The organism is Streptomyces megasporus, assembly GCF_000718985.1.
Taxonomy (GTDB): Bacteria; Actinomycetota; Actinomycetes; order Streptomycetales; family Streptomycetaceae; genus Streptomyces; species Streptomyces megasporus.
On record NZ_JODL01000034.1, the window covers coordinates 13,209 to 39,739 of the forward strand.

At 71.6% G+C, this 26,531-nt stretch carries 20 protein-coding genes and 1 pseudogene; 14 read left to right on the forward strand and 7 right to left on the reverse strand.

The features are described from left to right. Positions 1 to 5: 5 nt before the first annotated feature. From nuoE to nuoN, 10 genes are read left to right on the forward strand one after another with little or no spacing between them, the layout of a single operon-like run. On the forward strand, positions 6 to 845 hold the full coding sequence (nuoE, locus tag IF47_RS0123495) for an NADH-quinone oxidoreductase subunit NuoE (RefSeq protein ID WP_211257263.1): 840 nt from the start codon (positions 6 to 8) through the stop codon (positions 843 to 845). Further along, the gene (gene nuoF / locus IF47_RS0123500) at positions 845 to 2,188 is read left to right on the forward strand and encodes an NADH-quinone oxidoreductase subunit NuoF (RefSeq protein WP_031510972.1); all 1,344 of its coding nucleotides are present in this window, start codon (positions 845 to 847) and stop codon (positions 2,186 to 2,188) included. Before nuoE ends, nuoF begins: the two co-directional genes overlap by 1 nt. After that, a complete protein-coding gene (locus IF47_RS0123505) occupies positions 2,185 to 4,728 on the forward strand; it encodes an NADH-quinone oxidoreductase subunit G (RefSeq protein WP_031510973.1) in 2,544 nt (847 codons plus the stop codon). The genes nuoF and IF47_RS0123505 overlap by 4 nt, the downstream gene beginning before the upstream one ends. Next, positions 4,725 to 6,128 (forward strand): NADH-quinone oxidoreductase subunit NuoH, encoded by a 1,404-nt coding sequence (gene nuoH, locus IF47_RS0123510; RefSeq protein WP_031510974.1) that lies wholly within the window; start codon positions 4,725 to 4,727, stop codon positions 6,126 to 6,128. The genes IF47_RS0123505 and nuoH overlap by 4 nt, the downstream gene beginning before the upstream one ends. Next, positions 6,121 to 6,747: an NADH-quinone oxidoreductase subunit NuoI gene (nuoI, locus tag IF47_RS0123515; protein ID WP_031510975.1), complete on the forward strand. Its 627-nt coding sequence runs from the start codon at positions 6,121 to 6,123 to the stop codon at positions 6,745 to 6,747. Before nuoH ends, nuoI begins: the two co-directional genes overlap by 8 nt. Next, positions 6,744 to 7,670 carry an NADH-quinone oxidoreductase subunit J gene (locus IF47_RS0123520; protein WP_051718162.1) on the forward strand — a complete coding sequence of 309 codons (927 nt, stop codon included), beginning with the start codon at positions 6,744 to 6,746 and terminating at the stop codon, positions 7,668 to 7,670. The genes nuoI and IF47_RS0123520 overlap by 4 nt, the downstream gene beginning before the upstream one ends. Continuing rightward, a complete protein-coding gene (nuoK, locus tag IF47_RS0123525) occupies positions 7,667 to 7,966 on the forward strand; it encodes an NADH-quinone oxidoreductase subunit NuoK (RefSeq protein WP_031510977.1) in 300 nt (99 codons plus the stop codon). The genes IF47_RS0123520 and nuoK overlap by 4 nt, the downstream gene beginning before the upstream one ends. A gap of 13 nt (positions 7,967 to 7,979) precedes the next feature. After that, positions 7,980 to 9,926, forward strand: a complete 1,947-nt coding sequence (gene nuoL, locus IF47_RS0123530; protein ID WP_031510978.1) for an NADH-quinone oxidoreductase subunit L — start codon at positions 7,980 to 7,982, stop codon at positions 9,924 to 9,926. Positions 9,927 to 9,930: 4 nt separating this feature from the next. Then, positions 9,931 to 11,529, forward strand: coding sequence for an NADH-quinone oxidoreductase subunit M (locus IF47_RS0123535; RefSeq protein WP_031510979.1), 1,599 nt, complete (start codon positions 9,931 to 9,933; stop codon positions 11,527 to 11,529). Next, complete coding sequence (nuoN, locus tag IF47_RS0123540; protein ID WP_051718163.1) at positions 11,526 to 13,160, forward strand: NADH-quinone oxidoreductase subunit NuoN; 1,635 nt, start codon at positions 11,526 to 11,528, stop codon at positions 13,158 to 13,160. Before IF47_RS0123535 ends, nuoN begins: the two co-directional genes overlap by 4 nt. 111 nt (positions 13,161 to 13,271) lie before the next feature. Here the strand turns inward: nuoN and IF47_RS0123545 are convergent, their stop codons facing one another. After that, complete coding sequence (locus tag IF47_RS0123545; RefSeq protein ID WP_157840033.1) at positions 13,272 to 13,766, reverse strand: hypothetical protein; 495 nt, start codon at positions 13,764 to 13,766, stop codon at positions 13,272 to 13,274. 96 nt (positions 13,767 to 13,862) lie between these two features. Next, positions 13,863 to 15,101, reverse strand: coding sequence for a fumarylacetoacetase (gene fahA, locus IF47_RS0123550; protein ID WP_031510982.1), 1,239 nt, complete (start codon positions 15,099 to 15,101; stop codon positions 13,863 to 13,865). 288 nt (positions 15,102 to 15,389) lie between these two features. On the opposite strand from fahA, the gene IF47_RS0123560 reads away from it, so the two are divergent. The 4 genes from IF47_RS0123560 to IF47_RS0123575 all read left to right on the forward strand — a co-directional run bounded on the left by IF47_RS0123560 (position 15,390) and on the right by IF47_RS0123575 (position 19,840). Then, the gene (locus tag IF47_RS0123560; RefSeq protein ID WP_031510983.1) at positions 15,390 to 16,400 is read left to right on the forward strand and encodes a polyprenyl synthetase family protein; all 1,011 of its coding nucleotides are present in this window, start codon (positions 15,390 to 15,392) and stop codon (positions 16,398 to 16,400) included. Between the two features lie 275 nt (positions 16,401 to 16,675). Continuing rightward, on the forward strand, positions 16,676 to 17,827 hold the full coding sequence (locus IF47_RS0123565; RefSeq protein ID WP_031510984.1) for a LolA family protein: 1,152 nt from the start codon (positions 16,676 to 16,678) through the stop codon (positions 17,825 to 17,827). A 116-nt stretch (positions 17,828 to 17,943) separates the two neighbouring features. Continuing rightward, positions 17,944 to 18,903, forward strand: coding sequence for an ABC transporter ATP-binding protein (locus IF47_RS0123570; RefSeq protein WP_031510985.1), 960 nt, complete (start codon positions 17,944 to 17,946; stop codon positions 18,901 to 18,903). Continuing rightward, positions 18,890 to 19,840 (forward strand): ABC transporter permease, encoded by a 951-nt coding sequence (locus IF47_RS0123575; protein WP_031510986.1) that lies wholly within the window; start codon positions 18,890 to 18,892, stop codon positions 19,838 to 19,840. The genes IF47_RS0123570 and IF47_RS0123575 overlap by 14 nt, the downstream gene beginning before the upstream one ends. A gap of 165 nt (positions 19,841 to 20,005) precedes the next feature. Here IF47_RS0123575 and IF47_RS0123580 read toward each other — a convergent pair. From IF47_RS0123580 to IF47_RS0123600, 5 genes and pseudogenes are all read right to left on the reverse strand, one after another. Next, a pseudogene (locus IF47_RS0123580) lies at positions 20,006 to 21,076 on the reverse strand (M28 family metallopeptidase); the annotation flags it as partial. Positions 21,077 to 21,263: 187 nt separating this feature from the next. After that, positions 21,264 to 22,271 (reverse strand): EamA family transporter RarD, encoded by a 1,008-nt coding sequence (rarD, locus tag IF47_RS0123585; protein WP_031510988.1) that lies wholly within the window; start codon positions 22,269 to 22,271, stop codon positions 21,264 to 21,266. A gap of 192 nt (positions 22,272 to 22,463) precedes the next feature. Further along, on the reverse strand, positions 22,464 to 23,555 hold the full coding sequence (locus IF47_RS0123590) for a 2-oxoacid:ferredoxin oxidoreductase subunit beta (RefSeq protein ID WP_031510989.1): 1,092 nt from the start codon (positions 23,553 to 23,555) through the stop codon (positions 22,464 to 22,466). Further along, positions 23,548 to 25,458, reverse strand: coding sequence for a 2-oxoacid:acceptor oxidoreductase subunit alpha (locus IF47_RS0123595; protein WP_031510990.1), 1,911 nt, complete (start codon positions 25,456 to 25,458; stop codon positions 23,548 to 23,550). Before IF47_RS0123595 ends, IF47_RS0123590 begins: the two co-directional genes overlap by 8 nt. Positions 25,459 to 25,669: 211 nt before the next feature. Next, positions 25,670 to 26,329: a response regulator transcription factor gene (locus tag IF47_RS0123600; RefSeq protein WP_031510991.1), complete on the reverse strand. Its 660-nt coding sequence runs from the start codon at positions 26,327 to 26,329 to the stop codon at positions 25,670 to 25,672. Between the last annotated feature and the right edge of the window lie 202 nt (positions 26,330 to 26,531).

Here is a 26,531-nt window from a genome sequence, read left to right on the forward strand (position 1 = left end):
TCGGGATGCCCCAGCTCCCCGCCCCCGACTACCCGGCCGAGGTCCGCGCCCGGCTGGAGGCGGACGCGAGGGAGATCATCGCCCGCTACCCCGGCAGCCGCTCCGCGCTGCTGCCGCTGCTGCACCTGGTGCAGTCCGAGGAGGGGCACGTGACCCCCACCGGGATGCGGTTCTGCGCCGAGATGCTCGACCTCACCACGGCCGAGGTCAACGCGGTGGCCACCTTCTACACCATGTACCGGCGCAAGCCGTCGGGCGACTACCAGGTGGGGGTGTGCACCAACACCCTGTGCGCGGTGATGGGCGGCGACGCCATCTTCGAGACGCTCCAGGAACACCTGGGGGTCGGCAACAACGAGACCACCGAGGACGGCAAGGTCACCCTCGAACACATCGAGTGCAACGCGGCCTGCGACTACGCGCCCGTGGTGATGGTCAACTGGGAGTTCTTCGACAACCAGACGCCCGAGAGCGCCAAGAGGCTCGTGGACGACCTCCGCGCCGGCCGCGAGGTGCGGCCCACCCGCGGCGCCCCGCTGTGCACCTTCAAGGAGACCGCGCGCATCCTCGCCGGCTTCCCCGACGAGCGCCCCGGCGCGGTGGAGGCGAGCGGCGGAGCAGGTCCCGCCTCGCTGGCCGGGCTGAAGCTCGCCAAGGGCGAGGTCCCCGGCGCCAGGGTCGTCCCGCAGCGCGGCGGCGGGGAGGCCCCCGCGTCGGCCGGGCAGCCGACGACCGCCACCGGCGAGGCGCCCGAGCCGCACCCCAGCTCCCATGACGCGCCGCGGAAGACCGCCGCCTCCGACCCCGACAATCCGGCCGGACCGGTGACGAAGGAGGGCAAGTGATGGCCACCGAATCGGCGGAGAAGCTGCTCTCACCGGTGCTCTCGGCCTTCTGGGACGAACCCGGCTCCTGGACGCTGGAGACCTACCGGGCGCACGACGGCTACGAGGGCCTGCGCAAGGCGCTGGCCATGAAGCCCGACGACGTCATCGCCTACGTCAAGGACTCCGGCCTGCGCGGCCGGGGCGGCGCGGGATTCCCCACGGGCATGAAGTGGCAGTTCATCCCGCAGGGCGACGGCAAGCCCCACTATCTGGTCGTCAACGCCGACGAGTCCGAACCGGGCACCTGCAAGGACATCCCTCTCCTCTTCGCCAATCCGCACGCCCTCATCGAGGGCATCGTGATCGCCTGTCACGCGATCCGCGCGGGCCACGCCTTCATCTACCTGCGCGGCGAGGTCGTCCCCGTGCTGCGACGCCTCCAGGCGGCCGTGCGCGAGGCCTACGAGGCGGGCTACCTCGGCAAGGACATCCTCGGCTCGGGCCTGGACGTGGAACTCGTCGTGCACGCGGGCGCGGGCGCGTACATCTGCGGTGAGGAGACCGCTCTCCTCGACTCGCTCGAAGGACGGCGCGGCCAGCCCCGACTGCGTCCTCCCTTCCCGGCCGTCGCGGGCCTGTACGCGTGTCCCACTGTGGTGAACAACGTCGAATCCATCGCCTCGGTTCCCGCGATCATCCACCGGGGCAAGGAGTGGTTCCGCTCGATGGGCAGCGAGAAGTCCCCGGGCTTCACGCTGTACTCCCTCAGCGGCCACGTCGCCAACCCCGGCCAGTACGAGGCGCCGCTGGGCATCACCCTGCGTCAACTGCTCGACATGAGCGGCGGCATGCGCCCCGGCCACCGGCTGAAGTTCTGGACCCCGGGCGGCTCCTCGACCCCGCTGCTGACCGACGAGCACCTCGACGTCCCGCTGGACTACGAGGGCGTCGGCGCCGCGGGCTCGATGCTCGGCACCAAGGCGCTCCAGTGCTTCGACGAGACCACCTGCGTGGTGCGCGCGGTGACCCGCTGGACCGAGTTCTACGCCCACGAGTCCTGCGGCAAGTGCACCCCCTGCCGCGAGGGCACGTACTGGCTGGTCCAGTTGATGCGCGACATCGAGGCCGGCAAGGCGACCATGGCCGACCTCGACAAGATCCACGACATCGCCGACAACATCAACGGCAAGTCCTTCTGTGCCCTCGGCGACGGCGCCGCCAGCCCGATCTTCTCCTCCCTGAAGTACTTCCGCGAGGAGTACGAGCAGCACATCACCGGGCGCGGCTGTCCCTTCGACCCGGCCAAGTCGACCCTGTGGGCCGACGACGACACCACCGCACACCTGGAGGTGAACGCATGACCGTCACCACCGACGCCAAGACCTCCGGGGGCGGAGAGGCGAAGCCTCCCAAGGCCACCGGGGACGCCGAGAACACGGTGACGCTGACGATCGACGGCATCGAGATCAGCGTGCCCAAGGGCACCCTGGTCATCCGCGCCGCCGAACTGCTCGGGATCGAGATCCCGCGCTTCTGCGACCACCCGCTGCTGGACCCGGCCGGCGCCTGCCGCCAGTGCATCGTCGAGGTCGAGGGCCAGCGCAAGCCCATGGCGTCCTGCACGATCACCTGCACCGACGGGATGGTCGTCAGGACGCAGCTCACCTCGCCCGTGGCGGAGAAGGCCCAGCGCGGGGTGATGGAGCTGCTGCTCATCAACCACCCGCTGGACTGCCCGGTCTGCGACAAGGGCGGCGAGTGCCCCCTGCAGAACCAGGCCATGTCCCACGGGCAGGCCGAGAGCCGGTTCGAGGGACGCAAGCGGACGTTCGCCAAGCCCGTGCCGATCTCCACGCAGGTGTTGCTGGACCGCGAGCGCTGCGTGCTGTGCGCCCGCTGCACCCGCTTCTCCAACCAGATCGCGGGCGACCCGATGATCGAGCTGCTGGAGCGGGGAGCGCTCCAGCAGGTCGGCACCGGCGAGGGCGAGCCCTTCCAGTCGTACTTCTCCGGCAACACCATCCAGATCTGCCCGGTGGGCGCGCTCACCTCGGCGGCGTACCGGTTCCGCTCCCGCCCCTTCGACCTGGTCTCCTCGCCGAGCGTGTGCGAGCACTGCGCCGGCGGCTGCGCCACCCGCACCGACCACCGGCGCGGCAAGGTCATGCGGCGCCTGGCGGCGGACGACCCCGAGGTCAACGAGGAGTGGATCTGCGACAAGGGCCGCTTCGCGTTCCGCTACGCCCAGCAGCGCGACCGGCTCACCCACCCGCTGGTGCGCGACGCCGAGTCCGGTGAACTGAGGCCCGCGAGCTGGCCCGAGGCACTGGAGACCGCCGCCCGCGGTCTGTCGGCGGCCCGCGGCCGGACGGGCGTGCTCACCGGCGGACGGCTGACGGTGGAGGACGCCTACGCGTACGCCAAGTTCGCGCGAGTCGCCCTCGACACCAACGACATCGACTTCCGCGCCCGCGTCCACAGCGCCGAGGAGGCCGACTTCCTCGCCTCCCACGTCGCCGGACGCGGGGTGGACGTCGACGGGTCGGGCGTCACCTACACCGCGCTGGAGCAGGCCCCGGCCGTCCTGCTGGTCGGCATCGAGGCCGAGGAGGAGGCGCCCGGCGTCTTCCTGCGGCTGCGCAAGGCGCACCGCAAGCGCGGACAGCGCACCTTCGCCCTGGCCACCCACGCCACCCGCGGTCTGACGAAGGCCGGCGGCACCCTGCTGCCCGCCGCGCCCCACACCGAGACCGAGTGGCTGGACGCGCTGGCCGGCGGCGTCGGGCTGGACGCGCGCGGGCAGGAGGCGGCCGAGGCGCTGCGCGCCGAGGGCTCGGTGATCGTCGTCGGCGAGCGGCTGGCCGCCGTGCCCGGCGGGTTCACCGCCGCCGTCCGGGCCGCCACCGCCACCGGCGCCCGACTGGTGTGGATTCCGCGCCGGGCCGGCGAGCGCGGCGCCGTCGAGGCCGGAGCGCTCCCGACGCTGCTGCCCGGCGGACGTCCGGCCACCGACCCGCGCGCCCGCGAGGAGACCGCCGCCGTCTGGGGCGTCGCCGACCTGCCGCACCGCTACGGCCGTGACACCGGCCGGATCGTCGAGGCCGCCGCGAACGGCGAACTCGCCGCGCTGCTGATCGCCGGTGTCGAGGTCGACGACCTGCCCGACCCGGCGGCGGCGCTCAAGGCGCTGGACGAGGTGGGCTTCGTGGTCAGCCTGGAGCAGCGGCCCTCCCAGGTCACCGACCGGGCCGACGTGGTCTTCCCCGTCGCCGCCGTGGTGGAGAAGGCGGGCACCTTCCTCGACTGGGAGGGGCGGAGCCGGCCGTTCGAGGCCGCGATCAAGCCCGACCAGCTCACCTACCGCGGGGCCCCCGCGGACGCCCGGGTCCTCCACATGCTCGCCGACGCCCTCGACGTCCACCTCGGGCTGCCGGACGTGCGGACGATCCGCGCCGAGCTGCGGCGGCTGGGCACCTGGGACGGACCGCGGGCCGACGGCCCGGAGGAGAGCACGCGGCAGACGCCGCGTCCCGCCGCCGGGGAGGCCGTGCTCGCCGGCCACCGGCTGCTGCTCGACCGGGGGCGGCTCCAGGACGGCGACGAGGCGCTCGCCGGCACCCGGCACGCCGCCGTCGCCCGGCTCTCGGCCGCCACGGCCGCCGAGATCGGAGTCGCCGACGGCGAGGGGCTGACCGTCACCGGCCCGGCCGGGAGCGTGACCCTGCCGCTGGCGATCACGGCGATGCCGGACCACGTGGTCTGGCTCCCGCTCAACTCGGTCGGAAACGGAGTCCACCGCGACCTGGGCACCGTGCCCGGCCGGCTCGTGAAGCTGTCGCCCGCGCGCGAAGCCGCCGCGTCCGGTGCGGACTCGGAGGAGACGAAGGGGGTGGAGGCGTGACGATCTCGTCGACCCTGGCCACCGGGCCGGTCCTCGCACAGGAGGACCTGTCGATGTTCGGCAACGATCCCTGGTGGCTGATCGCGCTCAAGGCGGTCTTCTGCTTCGCGTTCCTGATGGTGACCGTGCTGATCTCCATCGTGATGGAGCGCAAGGTCGTCGCCTGGATGCAGTTGCGCATCGGCCCCAACCGGCACGGTCCCTGGGGCATGCTCCAGTCGCTGGCCGACGGTGTGAAGCTGATGCTCAAGGAGGACGTCAACGTCAAGGCCGCCGACAAGGCCGTCTACATCCTGGCCCCCATCATCGGCGCCATCCCGGCCTTCATGGCCATCGCGGTGATCCCCTTCGGACCGCCCGGCAACGAGGTGTCGATCTTCGGCACCCGCACCGCCCTGCAACTCACCGACCTGCCGGTGGCCGCCCTGTACATCCTCGCCACCGGCTCCATCGCCGCCTACGGCGTGGTGCTGGCCGGCTGGTCGTCGGGCTCCACCTACCCGCTGCTCGGCGGCGTGCGGGCCACCGCCCAGGTGATCTCCTACGAGGTCGCGATGGGCCTCAGCTTCGCCGCGGTCTTCCTCTACTCCGGGTCGATGTCCACCTCGACGATCGTCGGGGCCCAGGCCGACACCTGGTTCGCGGTGCTGCTGCCGGTGTCGTTCCTCATCTACATGGTGGCGATGGTCGGCGAGGCGCACCGCGCGCCCTTCGACATGCCCGAGTCCGAGGGCGACCTGGTCGGCGGCTTCAACACCGAGTACTCGTCGATCAAGTTCGCGATGTTCATGCTCGCCGAGTACGTCCACATGGTCACCGTCTCGGCCCTGGCGGCCACCCTCTTCCTGGGCGGTTGGCGCGCCCCGGCGCCGATCAGCACCTACTGGGAGGGCGCCAACCACGGCTGGTGGCCGATGCTGTGGTTCATCCTCAAGGTGAACCTGATGCTGTTCCTCTTCGTCTGGCTGCGCGGCACGCTCCCCCGCGTCCGCTACGACCAGTTCATGAAGCTGGGCTGGAAGGTCCTCATCCCCGTCTCGCTGGTCTGGCTGATGCTCGTGGCGACCGTCCGGGCGCTGCGGAACGAGGGCCACGACTTCGCCGACGTCGCGATGTGGGTCGCCGGAGCGGCGCTGGTGCTGCTCGTCCTCTCCTTCGTCTACGACGCCGTCCGCGAGCGCAAGGACCGCGAGGAGACGGAGAAGGAGGGGGCGGCGGCCGGGCCCGAGCCCTTCGATCCGATGGCGGGCGGCTACCCCGTGCCGCCGCTGCCAGGACAGACCCTGCCGCCCGTACCGCGCAGGCGACCGCGCCACGAGAGGGAGACCGTCGGCGTGGCGACCGGCGCGGACAGCGAGGCCGGCGGGACCGGCAAGGCCAGGGAGGCCGACGATGCCTGAGTTCGAGAATCCGGTGGCCGGCTTCGGCGTGACCTTCAAGGCCATGTTCAAGAAGCGGCTCACCGAGCAGTACCCCGAGGAGAAGAAGCCCACCGCGCCGCGCTTCCACGGTCGCCACCAGCTCAACCGGCACCCGGACGGGCTGGAGAAGTGCGTCGGTTGCGAGCTGTGCGCCTGGGCCTGCCCGGCGGACGCGATCTACGTGGAGGGCGCGGACAACACCGACGAGGAGCGCTACTCGCCGGGCGAGCGCTACGGCCGCGTCTACCAGATCAACTACCTGCGCTGCATCCTGTGCGGGCTGTGCGTCGAGGCGTGCCCCACGCGGGCGCTGACCATGACCAACGAGTACGAACTGGCCGACCGGTCCCGCGAGTCGCTCATCTACACCAAGGAGGAGCTGCTCGCGGGGCTGGAGGAGGGCATGGTCGACACCCCGCACGCGATCTACCCGGGCATGACCGAGAAGGACTACTACCGCGGTCTGGTGACCGAGGCGGCGCCCGGCACGGTCCGGCAGGAAGCCCACTCCAAGAACCCGAAGAACGAGGCGCCGCAGGCCGCCGCCCACACCTTCGGCTCCGGTGAACCGGCCTCCGAGGCGGTGAGCGAGAAGTGACCACCACGCTCCTGGCGGCGGCCTCCACCTCCACCGGTGAGGCCGTGCAGTTCTGGATCCTGGGCACCGTCGCGGTGCTGGGCGCGCTTGGCACCGTCCTGATGAAGCGGTCGGTGCACTCGGCGCTCTGCCTCGCCGGGACGATGATCGTCCTGGCCGTCTTCTACCTGGCCAACGGCGCGTACTTCCTGGGCATCGTCCAGATCGTCGTCTACACGGGCGCGGTCATGATGCTCTTCCTCTTCGTGCTGATGCTCGTCGGCGTCACCGCCGCCGACTCGCTGAAGGAGACGATCAAGGGTCAGCGTTGGCTGGTGGCCCTGTGCGGCCTCGGCTTCGGCATTCTGCTGATCGCCGGGATCGGCAGCGCCGGCGTCGACACCTTCGTCGGCCTCGGCGAGGCCAACGCCGGCGGCAACGTCCAGGGCCTGGCCCGGTCGCTGTTCACGGAGTACGTGTTCGCCTTCGAGATCACCGGCGCGCTCCTGGTCACCGCGGCGGTCGCCGCCATGGTGCTCACCCACCGCGAGCGCACCGAGCGCCGGCTCACCCAGCGCGAGCTGGCCGAGCAGCGCGTCCGCGAGGGCAAGCACCTGCCGCCGCTGCCCGCGCCCGGCGTGTACGCCCGGCACAACGCCGTGGACATCCCCGGCCTGCTGCCCGACGGCACCCCCTCCGAACTCACCGTCAACGCCACCCTGCGCGAGCGCGGTCAGGTGCGGGACGTCTCCCGCGAGGCCCTGGCCGACCTGGCGGCGCTGGAGCGGCGCACCGGGGAGTACCTGGGGCGGAACGGGACGGACACGCGCGCGGTGCGGGGTGCGGCGGACGTCCGGGACGACGTGTCCGACGACGCGCCGGACACGGACGAGGGCCGTGCCGGAGACGGTGACAGGGACCGTGACAGGGAGGCCGCCAAGTGAATCCGGTCAACTACCTCTTCCTGGCCGCCCTGCTGTTCACCATCGGGGCCTCGGGGGTGCTGCTGCGGCGGAACGCGATCGTCGTGTTCATGAGCATCGAGTTGATGCTGAACGCGGCCAACCTCGCGCTCGTCACCTTCTCCCGGATGCACGGCAACCTCGACGGCCAGATCATCGCGTTCTTCACGATGGTCGTCGCCGCCGCCGAGGTCGTGGTCGGCCTGGCGATCATCGTGACGATCTTCCGCTCCCGCCACTCGGCCTCGGTCGACGACGCCGGCCTGATGAAGCTGTAAGGGGTAGCGAACAGTGGAGACTTCGATCGGACTGCTCGTCGCGGCCCCCTTGCTGGGCGCGGCCGTACTGCTGTGCGGCGGCCGGAGGCTGGACCGCGTCGGCCACTGGGTCGGCACGGCGCTCGCCGCGGCGTCCTTCGTCCTCGCCGCCGTCCTCTTCGCCGACATGCTCGGCCGGGAGGCGGACGAGCGGTCCCTGCACCAGCACGTGTTCAGTTGGATCCCGGTCGGCGGCTTCCAGGCGGACGTCGCCTTCCAACTCGACCAGCTCTCGATGACCTTCGTCCTGCTGATCACCGGCGTGGGCACGTTGATCCACGTCTACTCGATCGGCTACATGGAGCACGACGAGCGGCGCCGCCGCTTCTTCGGCTACCTCAACCTGTTCCTCGCGGCGATGCTCCTGCTGGTGCTCGCCGACAACTACCTGCTGCTGTACGCCGGCTGGGAGGGCGTGGGCCTCGCCTCGTACCTGCTGATCGGCTTCTGGCAGCACAAGCCCAGCGCGGCGACGGCGGCGAAGAAGGCGTTCATCGTCAACCGCGTCGGCGACATCGGCCTGTCGATCGCCATCATGATCATGTTCAGCACGTTCGGGACGTTCGCGTTCGGCCCGGTGCTGGACTCGGTCGGCGAGACGGGCGAGGGCACGGCCACCGCCATCGGCCTGATGCTGCTGCTGGCCGCGTGCGGCAAGTCCGCGCAGGTGCCGCTCCAGTCCTGGCTCGGCGACGCGATGGAGGGCCCGACCCCGGTCTCCGCCCTCATCCACGCCGCGACGATGGTGACCGCCGGCGTCTACCTGATCGTCCGCTCCGGCGCGATCTTCGAGGCGGCGCCCACCGCGCAGACCGCGGTGGTCACCGTCGGCGCGATCACGCTGCTGTTCGGTGCGATCGTCGGTTGCGCCAAGGACGACATCAAGAAGGCCCTGGCCGGTTCGACGATGTCGCAGATCGGCTACATGGTCCTGGCCGCGGGGCTGGGCCCGATCGGCTACGTCTTCGCGATCATGCACCTGGTCACCCACGGCTTCTTCAAGGCCGGTCTCTTCCTCGGCGCCGGTTCGGTGATGCACGGCATGAACGACGAGGTGGACATGCGCCGCTACGGCGGCCTGCGCAAGTACATGCCCATCACGTTCGTCACCTTCGGGCTGGGCTACCTGGCGATCATCGGCTTCCCCGGCCTGTCCGGCTTCTTCTCCAAGGACAAGATCATCGAGGCGGCGTTCGCCAGGGGCGGCACCGAGGGCTGGATCCTCGGCGGCGCGGCCCTGCTGGGCGCGGCCATCACCGCGTTCTACATGACCCGCGTGATGCTGATGACCTTCTTCGGCGAGGAGCGCTGGCGGAACGCGCCCGCCCCGTCCCCGGAGCGGCCGGACGTGGAGCCGGTCGCGCAGGGCGGAGGCGAGTACGAGGTGCCCCGGCCGCACGAGTCGCCGAGGTCGATGACGGTCCCGATGATCGTCCTGGCCTTCGGGTCGGTGTTCGCGGGCGGACTGTTCAGTTGGGGCGACGCCTTCGTCAACTGGCTGGCGCCGGTCACCACCTTCGAGCACGGTCACCCGCCGATCAGCGCCGCCACGGTCACCGCGGCCACGGTCGTCGCCCTGCTGCTCGGCGTCGGGCTGGCCTGGCTGCAGTACGGCCGCAAGCCCGTCCCGGTGGTGGCCCCGCGCGGGTCGCTGCTCACCCGGGCCGCGCGCCGCGACCTGCTCCAGGACGACTTCAACCACGTGGTGCTGGTCAAGCCCGGCGAGTACCTCACCCGCGGGTTGGTCTACCTCGACCACACGGTGGTCGACGGTGTCGTCAACGGCACCGCCGCGGCGGTCGGCGGCCTGTCCGGCCGGGCGCGGCGGCTCCAGAACGGTTACGCCCGCTCGTACGCGGTCTCGATGTTCGGCGGTGCGGCGATCCTGATCGCCGCGACCCTGCTGATGAGGGCGGTCTGATCCCATGTCATTTCCCCTGCTGACGGCGGTGGCGGTGCTGCCCGCGCTGGGCGCGATCGCCACCGCCGCCGTACCCGCCGCCAGGCGCACGGCGGCCAAGTGGCTGGCGCTGGCCGTCTCCCTGGCGACCCTGGTCCTCGCCGCGGTCGTCGCCTTCCGCTTCGACCCGGGCGGCGACCGCTACCAGCTCACCGAGTCCTACTCCTGGATCGCCGACTTCGGCGTCCGCTACGAACTGGGCGTGGACGGCATCGCGGTCGCCCTGATCGCGCTGACGGCCCTGCTCGTCCCGTTCGTCATCCTGGCCGGCTGGCACGACGCCGACAGCCTGGAGGGAGAGGAGGGGCCCAACCGCCGGTGGCGTCCCACCCAGGGCTTCTTCGCGCTGATCCTGGCCGTCGAGGCGATGGTGATCATCTCCTTCGAGGCCACGGACGTCTTCCTCTTCTACATCTTCTTCGAGGCCATGCTCATCCCGATGTACTTCCTCATCGGCGGCTTCGGGGACCGGGCGGGCCCGCACGGCGAGGAGGAGACGGCCAAGCAGCGCTCCTACGCGGCCGTGAAGTTCCTGCTCTACAACCTGGCCGGCGGTCTGATCATGCTGGCCGCGGTGATCGGCCTCTACGCCGTCACCGCCGACCAGCTCGGCGAGGGCACCTTCTCGCTCCAGGCGATCGTCGAGGCCCGCCAGGCGGGCGAGTTGACGATGGGGGAGAACACCGAGCGGCTGCTCTTCCTGGGCTTCTTCTTCGCCTTCGCGGTCAAGGCGCCGCTGTGGCCGCTGCACACCTGGCTGCCGAACGCGATGGGCGAGTCCACCGCCCCGGTGGCCGTGCTCATCACGGCGGTCGTGGACAAGGTGGGCACCTTCGCGATGCTCCGCTTCTGCCTCGGGCTGTTCCCCGGCGCAAGTGAGTGGGCCACCCCGGTGATCGTGGTGCTGGCGCTGGTCAGCATCATCTACGGCGCCCTGCTCGCCATCGGCCAGCGCGACATCAAGCGGCTGGTGGCGTACGCGTCGATCTCGCACTTCGGCTTCATCGTCCTGGGGATCTTCGCGATGACCAGCCAGGGCCAGGGCGGGGCGACGCTCTACATGGTCAACCACGGGATCTCCACCGCGGTCCTGATGCTGATCGTGGGCTTCCTGATCTCGCGCCGCGGATCGCGGCTCATCGCCGACTACGGCGGTGTGCAGAAGGTCGCCCCGGTGCTGGCCGGGACCTTCCTGGTCGGCGGTCTGGCCACCCTGTCGCTGCCGGGCCTGGCGCCGTTCGTCAGCGAGTTCCTGGTGCTGGTGGGCACCTTCACCCGCTACCCGGCGGCCGGGGTCGTCGCGACGCTCGGCATCGTCCTGGCGGCGCTGTACGTGCTGGTGCTCTACCAGCGCACCATGACCGGGCCGGTCCGGCCCGAGGTCGAGCGCATGCCCGACCTGAGGAAGCGCGAGCTGCTGGTGGTGGCGCCGCTGATCGCGCTGCTGATCTTCCTCGGCGTCTTCCCCAAGCCGCTGACGGACATCGTCAACCCGGCGGTCGAGCACACCCTCTCGGACGTGCGGATGACCGACCCCAAGCCTGAGGTGGAGGCCGCCAAGTGAGCACCACCACGGAAATCGTCCTGCGGGCGCAGGAGACGATCCCCGCGCCCGACATCGAGTACGGGCAGCTCGCGCCGGTGCTCATCGTCATCGGGGCCGCCGTCGTCGGCATCCTGTTCGAGGCGTTCCTGCCGCGGCGGGCCCGGTACGTCGCCCAGACCCTGCTGTCGGGCCTCGCCCTGGCGTCGGCCTTCGCGGCCGTCGTCGGGCTGGCCGTCGCCGGGAACGCCTCCACCGAGGCCGGCCTGGTCGCCATGGGAGCCCTCGCGGTGGACGGCCCGACGCTGTTCCTCCAGGGCGTGATCCTGCTGGTGTCGTTGGTGTCGCTGTTCACCTTCGCCGAGCGGCGGCTCGACCCGCGGGCGCACGGCAGGCACGTGGACTCCTTCGCCGCCGAGGGCGCCGCCGTCCCCGGTGGCGAGAGCGAGAAGGCCGCGGTCAAGGCCGGGTTCACCACCACCGAGGTCTATCCGCTGCTGCTCTTCGCGGTCGGCGGCATGCTGGTCTTCCCGGCCGCCAACGACCTGCTGACCCTCTTCGTCGCCCTCGAGGTCTTCTCGCTGCCGCTGTACGTCCTGTGCGCGCTGGCCCGCCGCAAGAGGCTGCTGTCGCAGGAGGCCGCGCTCAAGTACTTCCTGCTCGGCGCGTTCTCCTCCGCCTTCCTCCTCTTCGGCATCGCGCTGCTGTACGGCTACGCGGGCACCGTGAAGTACGCGGGGATCGCGGAGGTGGTCGCGGACACCAACAGCGGCGTCACCGAGGCGCTCGCCGCGACGACGGGCAACGACGCCCTGCTGCTGACCGGTGGGGCGCTGCTGCTGGCGGGTCTGCTGTTCAAGGTCGGCGCCGTGCCGTTCCACATGTGGACCCCGGACGTCTACCAGGGCGCCCCGACGCCCGTCACGGGCTTCATGGCCGCCGCCACCAAGGTCGCCGCCTTCGGCGCCCTGCTGCGGCTGCTGTACGTCGTCCTGCCGGGCCTGACCTGGGACTGGCGGCCGGTGATGTGGGGCGTGGCGATCGCGTCGATGGCGGCGGGCGCGGTCATCGCCGTCACCCAGACCGACGTCAAGCGGCTGCTGGCGTACTCCTCGATCGCGCACGCGGGCTTCATCCTGGCCGGTGTGATCGCGGCGACGCCCGCCGGCATCTCCTCGGTGCTGTTCTACCTGGGGGCCTACTCCTTCGTCACGGTCGGCGCCTTCGCCGTGGTGACGCTGGTGCGGGACGCGGGGGGCGAGGCCACCCACCTGTCCAAGTGGGCGGGGCTGGGCCGCCGTTCCCCGCTGGTGGCCGCGGTCTTCGCGGTGTTCCTGCTGGCCTTCGCGGGCATCCCGCTGACCTCCGGTTTCACGGGCAAGTTCGCGGTCTTCAAGGCGGCGGCGGAGGGCGGCGCGGGAGCGCTGGTCGTCGTGGGCGTGGTCGCCTCGGCGGTGGCGGCGTTCTTCTACATCCGCGTCATCGTCCTGATGTTCTTCAGCGATCCGCGGCCGGGCGGTCCGTCGGTCGCCGTGCCCAGCCCGCTGACCTCCACGGCGATCGCCATCGGCGTGTTGGTGACGCTGGTCCTGGGTGTGGCGCCGCAGTACTTCCTGGACCTGGCGTCCCAGGCGGGAGTCTTCGTGCGCTGAGTCCGTCGAGCCCCACCGTCCGCGTTCGCGCGGTACACACGACGGCCGCCCGGCATCCGTGCCGGGCGGCCGTCGTGTGCGTTCCGGGCCGGGCGCGGGGCCCGGGCCGGGTCACTCCGCGTCGAGCTCGCCGAGGTCGCCGAGGTCGGTCGGCAGGTCGTCGAGGTCGGTGGGGAACTCGGTGGGGATCTCGACCTTGGTGAAGGTGTCGGTGGCGCCCGACTTCCAGGTGACCGTGAGGCTCTTGCCGTCGACGTCCTTCACCGTGCCCTGGGAGCGGTCGGTGCTTTTGTCGGTGCACTTGAGCGTGAAGGTGACCGGGTCGGCATCGGTGTCCAGAGGGCCCGAGCAGGCCGTCTCGCCGAGCAGGGCCGCCTGGTCGCCGCTGATGCTCAGCACCAGGGCGTCGGCGCCGTCCTTGGTGCTCCAGGTGCCCTCCAGCCCACCGTCCGACGAGCCGGTGTCGGTGTCCTGGGCGGGGCCGGTGGTCTCCTCGGCGGTCGGTTCGGGCGCGGACTCCTCGGAACCGCCGCCTCCGCAGCCGCCCACCAGCAGCACCGCGGCCAGGGTGGCCGCCGCTCCCGCGTACCGTGCTGACGTACGCACGTGGTCCCCCTCCATGTGTGATGCAAGGACACGTCAAGCTAGCAGGTGGGGCCGGGGCGCCGAGAGGGTTCGACGGGCCCGGCCTCCGACCGTGTGCTAGACGGCCGGGTGGATCCGTCCCGACACCTCGCCGAGGCCGATGCGGGAGCCGTTCGGGCCCGGGGCCCAGGCGGTGATGACGACCTCGTCGCCGTCCTCCAGGAACGTCCGCTCGCCGTCGGGCAGTTCGAGCGGCTCCCGGCCGGACCAGGTCAGCTCCAGCAGGCAGCCGCGCTGCCGGGGCTCCGGGCCGCTGACCGTGCCGGAGGCGAAGAGGTCCCCGGTGCGCAGCGAGGCGCCGTTGACGGTCATGTGGGCGAGCTGCTGGGCGGCCGTCCAGTACATGGCGGAGAACGGCGGCTCGGCGACGGTGTGGCCGTTGAGGGCGACGGAGAGCCGCAGATCCAGCCCGCAGGGCTCCCCGGCGGCGGAGTCGTCCAGGTAGTCCAGCAGGGGGTGGGTGCGCTCGGGCGGGGCCGTGCGGGCGGCGTCGAGGGCGTCGAGCGGCGTGATCCAGGCGGAGACGGAGGTCGCGAAGGACTTCCCCAGGAACGGGCCGAGCGGCACGTACTCCCACGCCTGGATGTCGCGCGCCGACCAGTCGTTGAGCAGGCAGACGCCGAAGACGTGCTCCCGGAAGTCGGACTGCGGAACGCGCTCGCCCTGCCGCGAGGGGGTGCCGACGACGAAGCCGACCTCGGCCTCGATGTCCAGGCGGCGCGACGGGCCGAAGGTGGGGGCCGTCTCGTCGGGGGCCTTGCGCTGGCCCTGCGGGCGGACGACGGGGGTGCCGGAGACCACGACGGTTCCGGCGCGGCCGTGGTAGCCGATCGGCAGGTGCTTCCAGTTCGGGGTGAGCGGCTCGCCCTGGGGGCGGAAGATCCGACCGACGTTGGAGGCGTGGTGTTCGCTGGCGTAGAAGTCCACGTAGTCGGCCGGCTCGAAGGGGAGGTGGAGGGTGACGTCCTCGAGTCGGAGCAGGTTGTGCGTGACGGTGCCGACGTGTTCGGGGGAGGTCAGCCAGGAACGCACCTCGGCGCGCACGGCCTGCCAGACCGGCCGGCCGGCCGCCATCAGGGGGTTGAGGTTCGGCTGCTGCAGCAGTTCGGTGTGGGCCGAGCCGCAGGCGTCCGCCGCCGCGCCCGCGTCCAGGACGTGGTCGCCGTAGCGGACGCCGATCCGGGGCAGGTCGGGGTCGTCCTCGGTGGTGAAGACGCCGTAGGGAAGGTTGTCCGGGCCGAAGAGGTCGTCGTCGGGCAGGACGAGCGGGGTCGCGTCGGAGGTGACGTCGGACATGGATGAGTGCCTCGCCTTCGAGGTCGTCGCCGGTCAGGGCCGCGAACAGGCTACGCGGTGGTGATCCACCGCAGAAGCGGTGCGCGACGGCCGGGAGGACGGCGGCCGAGAGGGTGGTCGGGACGGGGTGGGATGCAGAGGTACGCGGGGACGTTGATCGTTCCGGAACCGGCTACGCTGCCAGGGATGATGATGGTGATAGCGGCCCGGTGACGCGGTGACGCGCCGTGACGGCCGCAGCGAGCCGCGTGATCGTTCGCTGATCGTAGGCAGACAGGAGTACCCCTCGTGACCGTCGGCGGGCCCTTCGGGCTGAGCGTGCGCGACCAGGCACTGGAAGCCCGTGTCCAGGCGGGGTTGGCGGCCGTCGAGGAAGGCCTCATGGAGGCCACCAAGAGCGGCGTGCCCTTCATAACGGAAGCCGCGCAGCACTTGGTTCGCGCCGGAGGGAAACGGTTCCGGCCTCTGCTGGTGATGCTGGCGTCGCAGTTCGGCGATCCCCATGCCCCGGGGGTGGTGCCCTCGGCGGTGGTCGTGGAGCTGACGCACCTGGCGACCCTCTACCACGACGACGTGATGGACGAGGCGAACGTGCGGCGCGGGGTGCCGAGCGCGAACGCCCGCTGGGACAACTCGGTGGCCGTCCTCACCGGGGACTTCCTCTTCGCGCGGGCCTCGCGCATCGTGGCCGATCTGGGGCCGGACGCGGTCCGTATCCAGGCCGAGGCCTTCGAGCGGCTGGTGACCGGACAGATCATGGAGACGGCGGGGCCGCAGGAGGGCGACGACCCGATCGCCCACTACCTCGACGTGATCTCGGGGAAGACCGGTTCGCTGGTCGCGGTGGCCGTGCGCCTGGGGGCGATGATGTCGGGCGCGGACGGGGACGTCGTGGACGTCCTCACCCAGTACGGGGAGCGGATCGGCACGGCCTTCCAGTTGGCGGACGACGTCCTGGACATCGCCAGCGACTCGCACGAGTCCGGCAAGACGCCCGGCACCGACCTGCGCGAGGGCATCGCGACGCTGCCGGTGCTCCGGCTGCGCGCCCGCGCGGAGCGGGAGGGGACGCCGGAGGACCTGGCCCTGTGCGCGCTGCTGGACGGGGACCTGACGGACGAGGCCCGCCATGCCGAGGCCCTGGCGAGGTTCCGCGCCCACCCGGCGCTGGAGGAGGCTCGCCGCGACACGATCCGCTATGCGGACGAGGCCCGTGCCACTCTCGCGCCCCTGCCCGACTGCTCGGCCAAGGAGGCCCTCTCCTCCCTGTGCGACGCGGTGGTCCACCGGGCGGTCTGATGTCGCGCCGGCCCGTGTTCTTCCTGGTCGGGCGGGTTTAGCCCGCTTTCGGAAGACCGTGTGGGGGGCGTGTTCCATCGGTGGGGAGGAGACGGAGCGGCGCCGTCATCCTGCGGTCGTACATCGACTTGCCCCTGGCGGCTGACGCCCTGTCCGGAGCAATTTGATGGGATTGAACCCGTCAACATCCACCGGATTGGGTGAGAATGGCGGCGAGGGGTGGACGAGTGCGACACACGGACGAACCGCCGCCGATCACGGAGGTACGCGCACACATGGCACAGACCCGACCGATCAAGAAGGCGTTGCGCTACGCCGTGCCGGCCACGGTGGCCGGAGCGGCGGCGGTGACCGTCGGCCTCGTACCGGCGTTGGCCACTCCCGGCGACCCCGACCTGCCGAAGATCAGCGCGGAGGAATTGATAACGAGAGTCGCGGCGTCGGACGCCCGGCACCTGTCCGGCACGGTGCGGATCACCACCGATCTGGGGCTCCCCGCCCTGCCCGGCCCGGGTGGGGGCGACTCCCGCGGCGGAGAGGACGGCGCTCGGGGCGCCGATCCCCGGGGCAAGCTGATGGAGTTGGCCTCCGGCAGCCACACGCTGCGCGTCGCCGCCGACGGGCCGGACCGGCAGCGCGTCTCGATCGTGGAGAAGGCGGCGGAGTACAGCCTCGTCCGCAACGGCACGGACGTGTGGGCGTACGACAGCAAGAGCAACACCGTCCACCACACCGTCCTTCCCGAGGGCACCGAACGGGAGAGGGCGCCTCGGGGGCCCGAGGGGATGACTCCGCAGAAGGCGGCCGAGCAGGCGCTCAAGGCGGTCGACGACACGACCTCGGTCACCGTCGACGGGACGACGAAGGTCGCCGGGCAGGACGCCTACCAACTGTTGATCGAGCCGAAGCAGGCGAACAGCACGGTCGAGTCGGTGCGCATCGCGGTGGACGCGGACAGCGGCGTGCCGCTGAGGTTCACGCTCATGCCCAAGGGCGGCGGCAAGGCCGCGGTCGACGTGGGCTTCACCGAGGTCGACTTCTCCAAGCCGGACGCGGAGACCTTCGCGTTCAAGCCGCCGAAGGGCGCGGAGGTCACCGAGGAGAGGTTCGACGGCGCGCCGGACGGCTCCGCCGCGCCGGACCGCGAGAAGGACCGACAGGACGTGCCGTCCGGCCTGAAGGTCATCGGCGAGGGCTGGAGCACGGTCGCCGAGTTCACGCTGCCCGGACGCGCCGCGGACGGGGTGAGGTCCCCCGAGGCGCAGGAGATGCTCGGCAGGTTCACCGACGAGGTGACGGGGGACTTCGGCTCCGGCCGGTTCTTCGGCACCCGTCTCGTCAACGCCCTGATCACCGACGACGGCACCGTGTACGTGGGTGCCGTCACCCGGGACGGTCTGGTCGAGGCCGCGAACGCGGCCGAGTGACCGAACCGCCGCCCGGCCCCTTTCGGCCACCGGTGCCACCGGCGCCGCCGTGCCGGCTCGGAGGGGCCGGCGCGGCGGCGCCGTTCCGGGCCGCCCGCCCGACCTCGGGGAGCAGCATGCAGCCACCGCCCGTCCGGGACACGGTCGTCGAGACCCGCGGTCTCACCAAGCGGTACCGCGGCGGCAGGCCCGCCGTGGCCGACCTCGACCTGTCCGTGCCACGCGGCAGCGTCTTCGGTTTCCTGGGCCCCAACGGCTCGGGGAAGACGACGACGATCCGGATGCTGCTCGGGCTGATCGAGCCGAGCGGCGGCGGCGTACGGATGCTGGGGGAGCCGATGCCGGACGCGGCCCGGCGGGTGCTGCCGAGGGTGGGCGCGCTGATCGAGGGCCCGGCGTTGTACGGCTTCCTCTCCGGGCGCGACAACCTGGCGCGCTTCGACGCGGCCGACCCGACCGCCGACCCCCGCACCCGCGCCGCCCGGGTGGGGCGGGCGTTGGAGCGGGTGGGGCTCACGGCCGCGGCGGGGAAGAGGGCGAGGACGTACTCGCTGGGCATGAAGCAGCGGCTCGGTCTGGCGGCGGCCCTGTTGCAGCCGCGCGATCTGCTGGTCCTGGACGAGCCGACCAATGGGCTCGATCCCCAGGGCATGCGCGAGATCCGTGCCCTGGTGCGCGAACTCGCCGACGACGGCACCACGGTCTTCCTCTCCTCCCACCTGCTGGACGAGGTCGAGCAGGTCTGTACGCACGCGGCGGTGATGGCCCGCGGACGGCTGCTCACCCAGGGGCCGGTGGCCGAGCTGGCGGCGGGGGCCCACGGGCGGCTCGTGGTCACCACCCCGGACAGCGCGGACGCCGTCCGTGTGCTGAAGGAGTGGGGCGTGACCGACCTGACCGTCGACGGCGACCGCGTCACCGGCGAGGTGCCGACCGTCGATCCCCCCGATCCGGCCGACCTCAACGCCGCCCTGGTGCGTTCCGGGGTCCGGGTGCGGGCCTTCGGGACCGAGCGCGTCTCGTTGGAGGACGCCTTCGTCGCGCTGACCGGGGAGGGTTTCGATGTCGCGGGCTGACCTTCCCCGGGCGGGGGCCTCACACGTCGAGCCGGCGCGGGGCGAGCCGGCGGGGGGCGAGCCGGCGGGGGGCCGGGACGTTCCCGCGCGCCGGCCCGGACCGCTGTGGTCGCTGGGGCTGTTCCGCAGCGAACTCGTCCTCACCTTCCGCCGGTGGCGGACTCTGGCGCTGCTGGCCGTGCTGGCGGGGATTCCGCTGCTGGTCGGGATCGCCGTCAGGATCGAGACCGGCGGGGACGGCACGGCCGACGGCGGGGGCGGGGAAGGCCCGGCGTTCATCGGTCAGATCACCAACAACGGTCTGTTCCTGGTCTTCACCGCGCTCGCCGCGACCCTTCCGTTCTTCCTCCCCATGACCGTCGGGGTCGTCGCGGGCGACGCGATCGCGGGGGAGGCGGGCGCGGGCACCCTGCGCTATCTGCTGGTCGCCCCGGCCGGACGCACGCGGCTGCTGCTCGCCAAGTTCACCGCCGTCGTGGTCTTCTGTCTGGCGGCGACTCTGACGGTGGCGGTCTCCGCCCTGGTCGTGGGGGTCCTCCTCTTCCCCGTCGGGGAGGTGACCCTGCTCTCCGGGACCACGGTCTCCTTCGCCGAGGGACTGGTGCGGGCCCTGGCCATAGCGGTCGCGGTCGCCGTCTCGCTGGTCGGCCTGGCGGCGTTGGGCCTGTTCGTCTCCACCCTCACCAACAGCGGTGTCGCGGCCATGGCCACCACCGTCGGCCTGTTGATCGCCGTGCAGATCCTGGGCGCGATCCCGCAGTTGGACGCCGTCCACCCCTATCTCTTCCCGCACCACTGGATGTCCTTCGCGGACCTCCTCCGCGATCCCGTCTACTGGGAGGACCTGCTCGACAACCTCGGCCTTCAGGGGCTGTACGCGGCCGTCTTCGGCACGGCCGCGTGGGCCCGCTTCACCAACCGCGACATCACGGTCTGAGGGCGGCGCCCCCGCCTCCTCCCGGCGCCCGGGGCCCGGAGACGGGCACCGCCCGCCGGCGCGATCACCGGCGGGCGGTGCCCGACTCGATCGAGGGGGGAATCGGACGGGCCGGGAGCCGAGCAGGACGGCTCAGAAGGCGAGCCCCCGGGGCCGAGTCCCGACGGGTGTGGAGACGTCGGCGGTGTTCCCGGACGTGCGCCCCGACGACCCCGACGACCCCGACGACGGGGTGGCGGCGCCGGAGGAGAGCGTCCACACGCCGTGGGCCAGGGCGTCGCTGTTCCGGTCCAGGGCGGTGTCGTTGAGGTTGGCGGTGGTGTCGCAGGAGGAGTGGTAGCAGGGGTCGAAGGACCGCCCCGCGGTGCCGCCCCACTTCTGGGCCTGTGCGGAGGTCTTGATCCGTCCGGCGCCGGTGAACAGCCCTCCGACGGGGACGCCGACGTTCTTGAAGGGGGCGTGGTCGGAGCGCCCGTCGCCCTCGGTCTCGATCTCGGTCGGCACGCCTCTCGCGGCGAACCAGTCCTTGAAGACCTTCTCGATGGCGGGGTCGTCGTCGTAGACGAAGTACCCCGCGTTCGGTGAGGCGATCATGTCGAAGTTGAGGTAGGCGGCGATCCTCGACCGGTTGGTGGAGGAGAGGTTGTTGACGTAGTGCCGCGAGCCGACCAGGCCCAGTTCCTCGGCTCCCCACCAGGCGAACCGGAGGTGCCTGTCGGGCCGGTACCCCTCGCGGGCCACGGCGAGGGCGGTCTCCAGGACGGCGGCGGAGCCGGAGCCGTTGTCGTTGATGCCGGGCCCGCTGCCGACCGAGTCCAGGTGGGCTCCGGCCATGATCACCCGGTTGGTGTCGCCGCCGGGCCAGTCGGCGATCAGGTTGTAGCCGACGGCTCCGTTGGCGGTGAACTGCTGGAGGGAGGTGGTGAAGCCGGCGGCGTCCAGCTTGCCCTTGACGTAGTCGATCGAGGCCTTGTAGCCGGGGCGGCCGTGGGCCCGGTTGCCGCCGTTGGCGGCGGCGATCGACTGGAACTGCGAGAGGTGGGCCCTGACGTTGGCGACCGAGATGTTCGGCGCGGCGGCGGTCGGCGCGGCGGTCGGCGCGGTGGTTCCGGCGGCGACCGGGGCGGCGGTCGAGGTGAGCAGACCGGCCGCGAGGACGCCGGCCAGTCCGGCTCCGAGGACGGCGCGGCGCAGGGGGGTTCTTCGGGACGGCCGCTGTCCGACGGGTGTGGGCATCATGCCTCCTGTGGGGGGGATTGACGTGCGCATGATGCTGGTGTGAAGCCGAAGTGACGTCAAGGACGGAATCCGGACATATGTGTTCGCATACCGGACAATGCTGCGCTGACGCGGGCGGGACCGCACTCCGACGCGCGGTGGCCCACGAAGACGTCATGCCCGGGGTGGGGCCGTTCGGGCGGCCTCAGTCCCGTGCGGTGTCCGCCCGCGCGACGTCCGACGGCGCTCCGGTCGCCGTCGGCTCGTCGACCGGCGGGCGGCTCCCGGAGGAGGAGGCAGCCGCGGCGGCGGCTCGCAGGCGCGCCCGCGAGCGACGCGCGGTGCGCAGGGCGTCCCAGGTCAGCACGGACAGGGCGGCCCAGACGAGCAGGAAGCCGGCCCAGCGCTCGGGCGGCATCTCCTCGTGGAAGACCAGCAGCCCCAGCAGGAACATCGAGACGGGCGTCAGGTACTGCAGCAGTCCGATCGTGGACAGCGGCAGCCGTACCGCCGCCCCGCCGAAGAAGATCAACGGCAGTGCGGTGGCCAGCCCGGCCAGGGAGAGCAGCACCGTGTGCCCGGGGCCCTCGGTGGTGAAGGTGGCCTCGCCCCGCGCGCCCAGGGAGAGCAGGACGACGAGCGCGGGCAGGAACTGCACGGCCGTCTCGGCGCCGAAGCCCTCCACCCCGTCGAGCCGGACGCGCTTCTTGATCAGTCCGTAGAGGGCGAAGGACGAGGCCAGCGTGAGGGACAGCCAGGGCATCCGGCCGTAGGCGACGGACATCACCGCCACCGCCAGCACGCCGATGCCGACGGCCGCCCACTGGGCGGGCCGCAGTCGCTCGCGCAGCAGCAGGACACCGAGGGCGATCGATATCAGCGGGTTGATGAAGTACCCCAGTGACGCCTCGATGACCTTGCCGACCTCGACCGCCCAGATGAACAACCCCCAGTTGACCGCGATCAGCGTGGACGCCAGGACGATCATCCCGAGTTTGCGGGGTTCGCGCGCCAGCGGCCTAATCCACGACCAGCGACGCAGCAGGACCAGGATGACCAGGGCGGTGGGCAGCGACCACACCATCCGGTGGGCCAGGACCTCGACGGCGCCGGCCGGTTCCAGGGCGTTCCAGTAGAGGGGCAGCAGTCCCCACATCCCGTAGGCGGAGAAGCCGAGCAGCAGACCCGTGCGGTGTTCGCCGTGCGACTCCAACGTTCCTCCTCGGGATGGCGGGCGATGCGACGACGGTAACGCAAGGTCGCCCGTGTGACATTCCCGTTCCGTCATACGGTGCTGACGCTCGCCGCCGGCCCCCTCCACCCCCTCCGCGCCGCGCACGCACGCGGAAGGGGGCCGGTCCCACCGAGGTGGAACCGGCCCCCTCCACGGGGACGGGACGACGGATCAGCCCACGACCGTCCAGGTGTCGTTGCCGGCCAGGAGGGCGCCGAGGTCGCCCTTGCCGCGCTGCTCCACGGCCTGCTCCAACTGCTCGGACATCAGCGTGTCGTAGACCGGGCGGTCCACGTCGCGGAGGACGCCGATCGGGGTGTGGTGCAGCGTGTCGGGGTCGGCCAGCCGGGAGAGGGCGAAGGCCGTCGTCGGCGACGCGGCGTGGGCGTCGTGCACCAGGACGCCGTCGGTGCCCTCGGCCGTGACGTCGACGACCCGCAGATCGCCGGTGGCCGGGTCGCGGACGACGCCCTTGGAGCCCAGACCGTCCTCGGCCGGGACGCCGAAGCGGATCGGCTTGCCGTGCTCCAGCGGGATCACGGCCTCCAGCGCCCGCTCCTTGTCCTTGAGCGCGTCGAAGGCGCCGTCGTTGAAGATGTTGCAGTTCTGGTAGATCTCCACCAGGGCCGTGCCCGGGTGGGCGGCGGCGGCGCGCAGCACGCTCGTGAGGTGCTTGCGGTCGGAGTCCACCGTGCGGGCCACGAAGCTCGCCTCCGCGCCGATCGCCAGCGACACCGGGTTGAAGGGCGCGTCCAGCGACCCCATCGGCGTCGACTTGGTGATCTTGCCGAGCTCGGAGGTGGGGGAGTACTGGCCCTTGGTCAGCCCGTAGATCCGGTTGTTGAACAGCAGGATCTTCAGGTTCACGTTCCGGCGCAGCGCGTGGATGAGGTGGTTGCCGCCGATGGACAGCGCGTCGCCGTCACCGGTGACCACCCACACCGACAGGTCGGGCCGGGAGGTGGCCAGACCGGTCGCGATGGCCGGGGCGCGGCCGTGGATGGAGTGCATCCCGTAGGTGTTCATGTAGTACGGGAAGCGGGAGGAACAGCCGATGCCGGAGACGAAGACGATGTTCTCCTTCGCCAGCCCCAGCTCGGGCATGAAGCCCTGGACGGCGGCCAGGACGGCGTAGTCACCGCAGCCGGGGCACCAGCGGACCTCCTGGTCGGACTTGAAGTCCTTCATGGTCTGCTTGGACTCGGCCTTGGGGACCAGGGAGAGCGCCGGGTAGGTGGGCGCCTCCGTCGCGGTCTCAGCCATCGATGGCCTCCTTCAGAACGGTGGCGAGTTGCTCGGCCTTGAACGGCAGGCCGCGGACCTGCGTGTACGACTGGGCGTCGACCAGGTACTTCGCACGCAGCAGGGTGGCGAGCTGCCCGAGGTTCATCTCGGGGACGACCACCTTGTCGTAGCGCTTCAGCACCTCGCCGAGGTTGCCGGGGAAGGGGTTGAGGTGGCGCAGGTGGGTCTGGGCGACCTTCTCGCCCGCGGCGCGCAGCCGGCGCACCGCCGCGGTGATCGGGCCGTACGTCGAGCCCCAGCCCAGCACCAGGAGCCGCGCGTCGCCGGTGGGGTCGTCGACCGTGACGTCGGGCACCTCGATGCCGTCGACCTTCGCCTGGCGGGTGCGGACCATGAAGTCGTGGTTGGCCGGGTCGTAGGAGATGTTGCCCGTGCCGTCCTGCTTCTCGATGCCGCCGATGCGGTGCTCCAGCCCCGGCGTGCCCGGCACGGCCCAGGGGCGGGCCAGGGTGTGCGGGTCGCGCTTGTACGGCCAGAAGACCTCGGTGCCGTCCTCGGTGGTGTGGTTGGGGCCGGTGGCGAACCGCACCCGCAGGTCGGGCAGCCCCTCCGTCTCCGGGATGCGCCACGGCTCGGAGCCGTTGGCCAGGTAGCCGTCGGAGAGCAGGAAGACCGGGGTGCGGTAGGTCAGGGCGATCCGGGCCGCGTCCAGCGCCGCGTCGAAGCAGTCGCCGGGGGTGGCCGGGGCCACGACCGGGACCGGGGCCTCGCCGTTGCGGCCGTACATGGCCTGGAGCAGGTCGGCCTGCTCGGTCTTGGTGGGCAGGCCGGTGGAGGGGCCACCGCGCTGGATGTCCACGATCAGCAGCGGCAGCTCCAGGGAGACGGCCAGGCCGATGGTCTCGCTCTTCAGCGCGACGCCGGGGCCGGAGGTGGTGGTCACGGCCAGCGATCCGCCGAAGGCCGCGCCCAGGGCGGCGCCGATGCCCGCGATCTCGTCCTCGGCCTGGAAGGTGCGCACGCCGAAGTTCTTGTGCCGGCTCAGCTCGTGGAGGATGTCCGAGGCCGGGGTGATCGGGTACGAGCCCAGGTACAGCGGCAGGTCCGCCTGGCGAGACGCGGCGATCAGTCCGTAGGACAGCGCCAGGTTGCCGGAGATGTTCCGGTAGGTGCCCGGGGGGAAGGCGGACGAGGCCGGGGCGACCTCGTAGGAGACGGCGAAGTCCTCGGTGGTCTCGCCGAAGTTCCAGCCCGCCCGGAAGGCGGCGACGTTCGCGTCGGCCACCTCGGGCTTCTTGGCGAACTTCTTCCGCAGGAACGCCTCGGTGCCCTCGGTCGGCCGGTGGTACATCCAGCTCAGCAGGCCCAGCGCGAACATGTTCTTGGCGCGCTCGGCGTCCCGGCGGGCCAGGCCCGAGTCCTTCAGTGCCTCCAGCGTCAGCGTGGTCAGCGGCACCGGGTGGACGCGGTACGCCTCCAGCGAGCCGTCCTCCAGGGGGTTGGCGGCGTAGCCCACCTTGGCCATCGCGCGCTTGGAGAACTCGTCGGTGTTGACGATGATCTCCGCGCCCCGCGGCAGGTCCGGCAGGTTCGCCTTCAGGGCGGCCGGGTTCATCGCCACCAGCACGTCGGGGGCGTCACCGGGGGTGAGGATGTCGTGGTCCGCGAAGTGAAGCTGGAACGACGAGACGCCGGGCAGGGTGCCGGCGGGCGCGCGGATCTCGGCCGGGAAGTTGGGCAGCGTGGAGAGGTCGTTGCCGAACGACGCCGTCTCGGAGGTGAAGCGGTCACCGGTCAGCTGCATACCGTCACCGGAGTCACCGGCGAAGCGGATGATCACCCGCTCCAGTCGCCGGACCTCCTTCGCCGGTGAGCCGGACGAGCGCTGCTGATCGGCTGGGCTACTGACCTGGCTGGTCACGGAACAGGACCTCCCTTGAGGCGGCGACTCGCCAGCCATGGTACGTGGGTAAGGGTGACCTTCCTGGCGACGGTCACATGCTGGACGATTCGATGAGACGACAATGCGGAGAGCGCGCCGTATTCCCACCACCGGCCCGCCGAGACGTGGCTCACTCTCGTGGAGGCCGTGTCGCGCCCGCCGTGCCACGCGTTCATCACGGCGTCTCCCGTCAGGACCGCAGATAGGTCAGGACGGCCAGCACCCGGCGGTGATCCCCCTCGCTCGGGGCGAGCCCCAGCTTGAGGAAGATGTTGCCGACGTGCTTCTCCACCGCTCCGTCGCTGACCACCAACTGTCGGGCGATCGCGGAGTTCGTGCGGCCCTCGGCCATCAGGCCCAGCACCTCGCGCTCGCGCGGGGTCAGTGACGCCAACACGTCCTGCTTGCGGCTGCGGCCCAGGAGCTGCGCGACCACCTCGGGATCGAGCGCCGTGCCGCCCCGCGCCACCCGGACCACCGCGTCGACGAACTCGCGGACGTCGGCGACCCGGTCCTTCAGCAGATAGCCCACGCCCCGGCTGGAGCCGGCCAGCAGCTCGGTGGCGTACTGCTCCTCGACGTACTGCGAGAGCACCAGCACCCCCAGGTCGGGGTGGTCGGCGCGCAGCCGGATGGCTGCCCGCAGCCCCTCGTCGGTGTGTGACGGGGGCATCCGGACGTCCGCCACCACCACGTCCGGCGGCTCCCCGGCGTCGGCCATCTCGCCGACGACCTTCACCAGCGCCTCGCCGTCGCCGACACCCGCGACGACCTCGTGCCCGCGGTCGTTCAGGAGGCGGGTCAGGCCCTCCCGAAGCAGCACCGAGTCCTCGGCGATGACCACCCGCACCGTGCCGTCCGTGTTCCCCGTGTTCTCCACGCTCTGCCGTCCCCCCGGTCGTCCGGAACCTGCCCCCAGCATTCCAGGGTTCGGGGTTGGTTGTGGGTGGTGGGGGGTGTTGGGGGGTGTTGGGGGGTGTTCAGGGGGTGTGGTCGCGCCAGGGGAGTTCGGCGGTGATGGTGGTGGGTCCGCCGGTGGGGGAGTCGATGAG

What these genes read in the sequence shown, in the direction of transcription:
- IF47_RS0123590 (WP_031510989.1), bottom strand. Translation starts at nt 23,555, where the DNA reads ATGGCTGAGACCGCGACGGAGGCGCCCACCTACCCGGCGCTCTCCCTG.
- nuoF (WP_031510972.1), top strand. Translation starts at nt 845, where the DNA reads ATGGCCACCGAATCGGCGGAGAAGCTGCTCTCACCGGTGCTCTCGGCC.
- nuoE (WP_211257263.1), top strand. Translation starts at nt 6, where the DNA reads ATGCCCCAGCTCCCCGCCCCCGACTACCCGGCCGAGGTCCGCGCCCGG.
- IF47_RS0123535 (WP_031510979.1), top strand. Translation starts at nt 9,931, where the DNA reads ATGTCATTTCCCCTGCTGACGGCGGTGGCGGTGCTGCCCGCGCTGGGC.
- IF47_RS0123570 (WP_031510985.1), top strand. Translation starts at nt 17,944, where the DNA reads ATGCAGCCACCGCCCGTCCGGGACACGGTCGTCGAGACCCGCGGTCTC.
- IF47_RS0123575 (WP_031510986.1), top strand. Translation starts at nt 18,890, where the DNA reads ATGTCGCGGGCTGACCTTCCCCGGGCGGGGGCCTCACACGTCGAGCCG.
- IF47_RS0123565 (WP_031510984.1), top strand. Translation starts at nt 16,676, where the DNA reads ATGGCACAGACCCGACCGATCAAGAAGGCGTTGCGCTACGCCGTGCCG.
- fahA (WP_031510982.1), bottom strand. Translation starts at nt 15,101, where the DNA reads ATGTCCGACGTCACCTCCGACGCGACCCCGCTCGTCCTGCCCGACGAC.
- nuoI (WP_031510975.1), top strand. Translation starts at nt 6,121, where the DNA reads ATGCCTGAGTTCGAGAATCCGGTGGCCGGCTTCGGCGTGACCTTCAAG.
- IF47_RS0123505 (WP_031510973.1), top strand. Translation starts at nt 2,185, where the DNA reads ATGACCGTCACCACCGACGCCAAGACCTCCGGGGGCGGAGAGGCGAAG.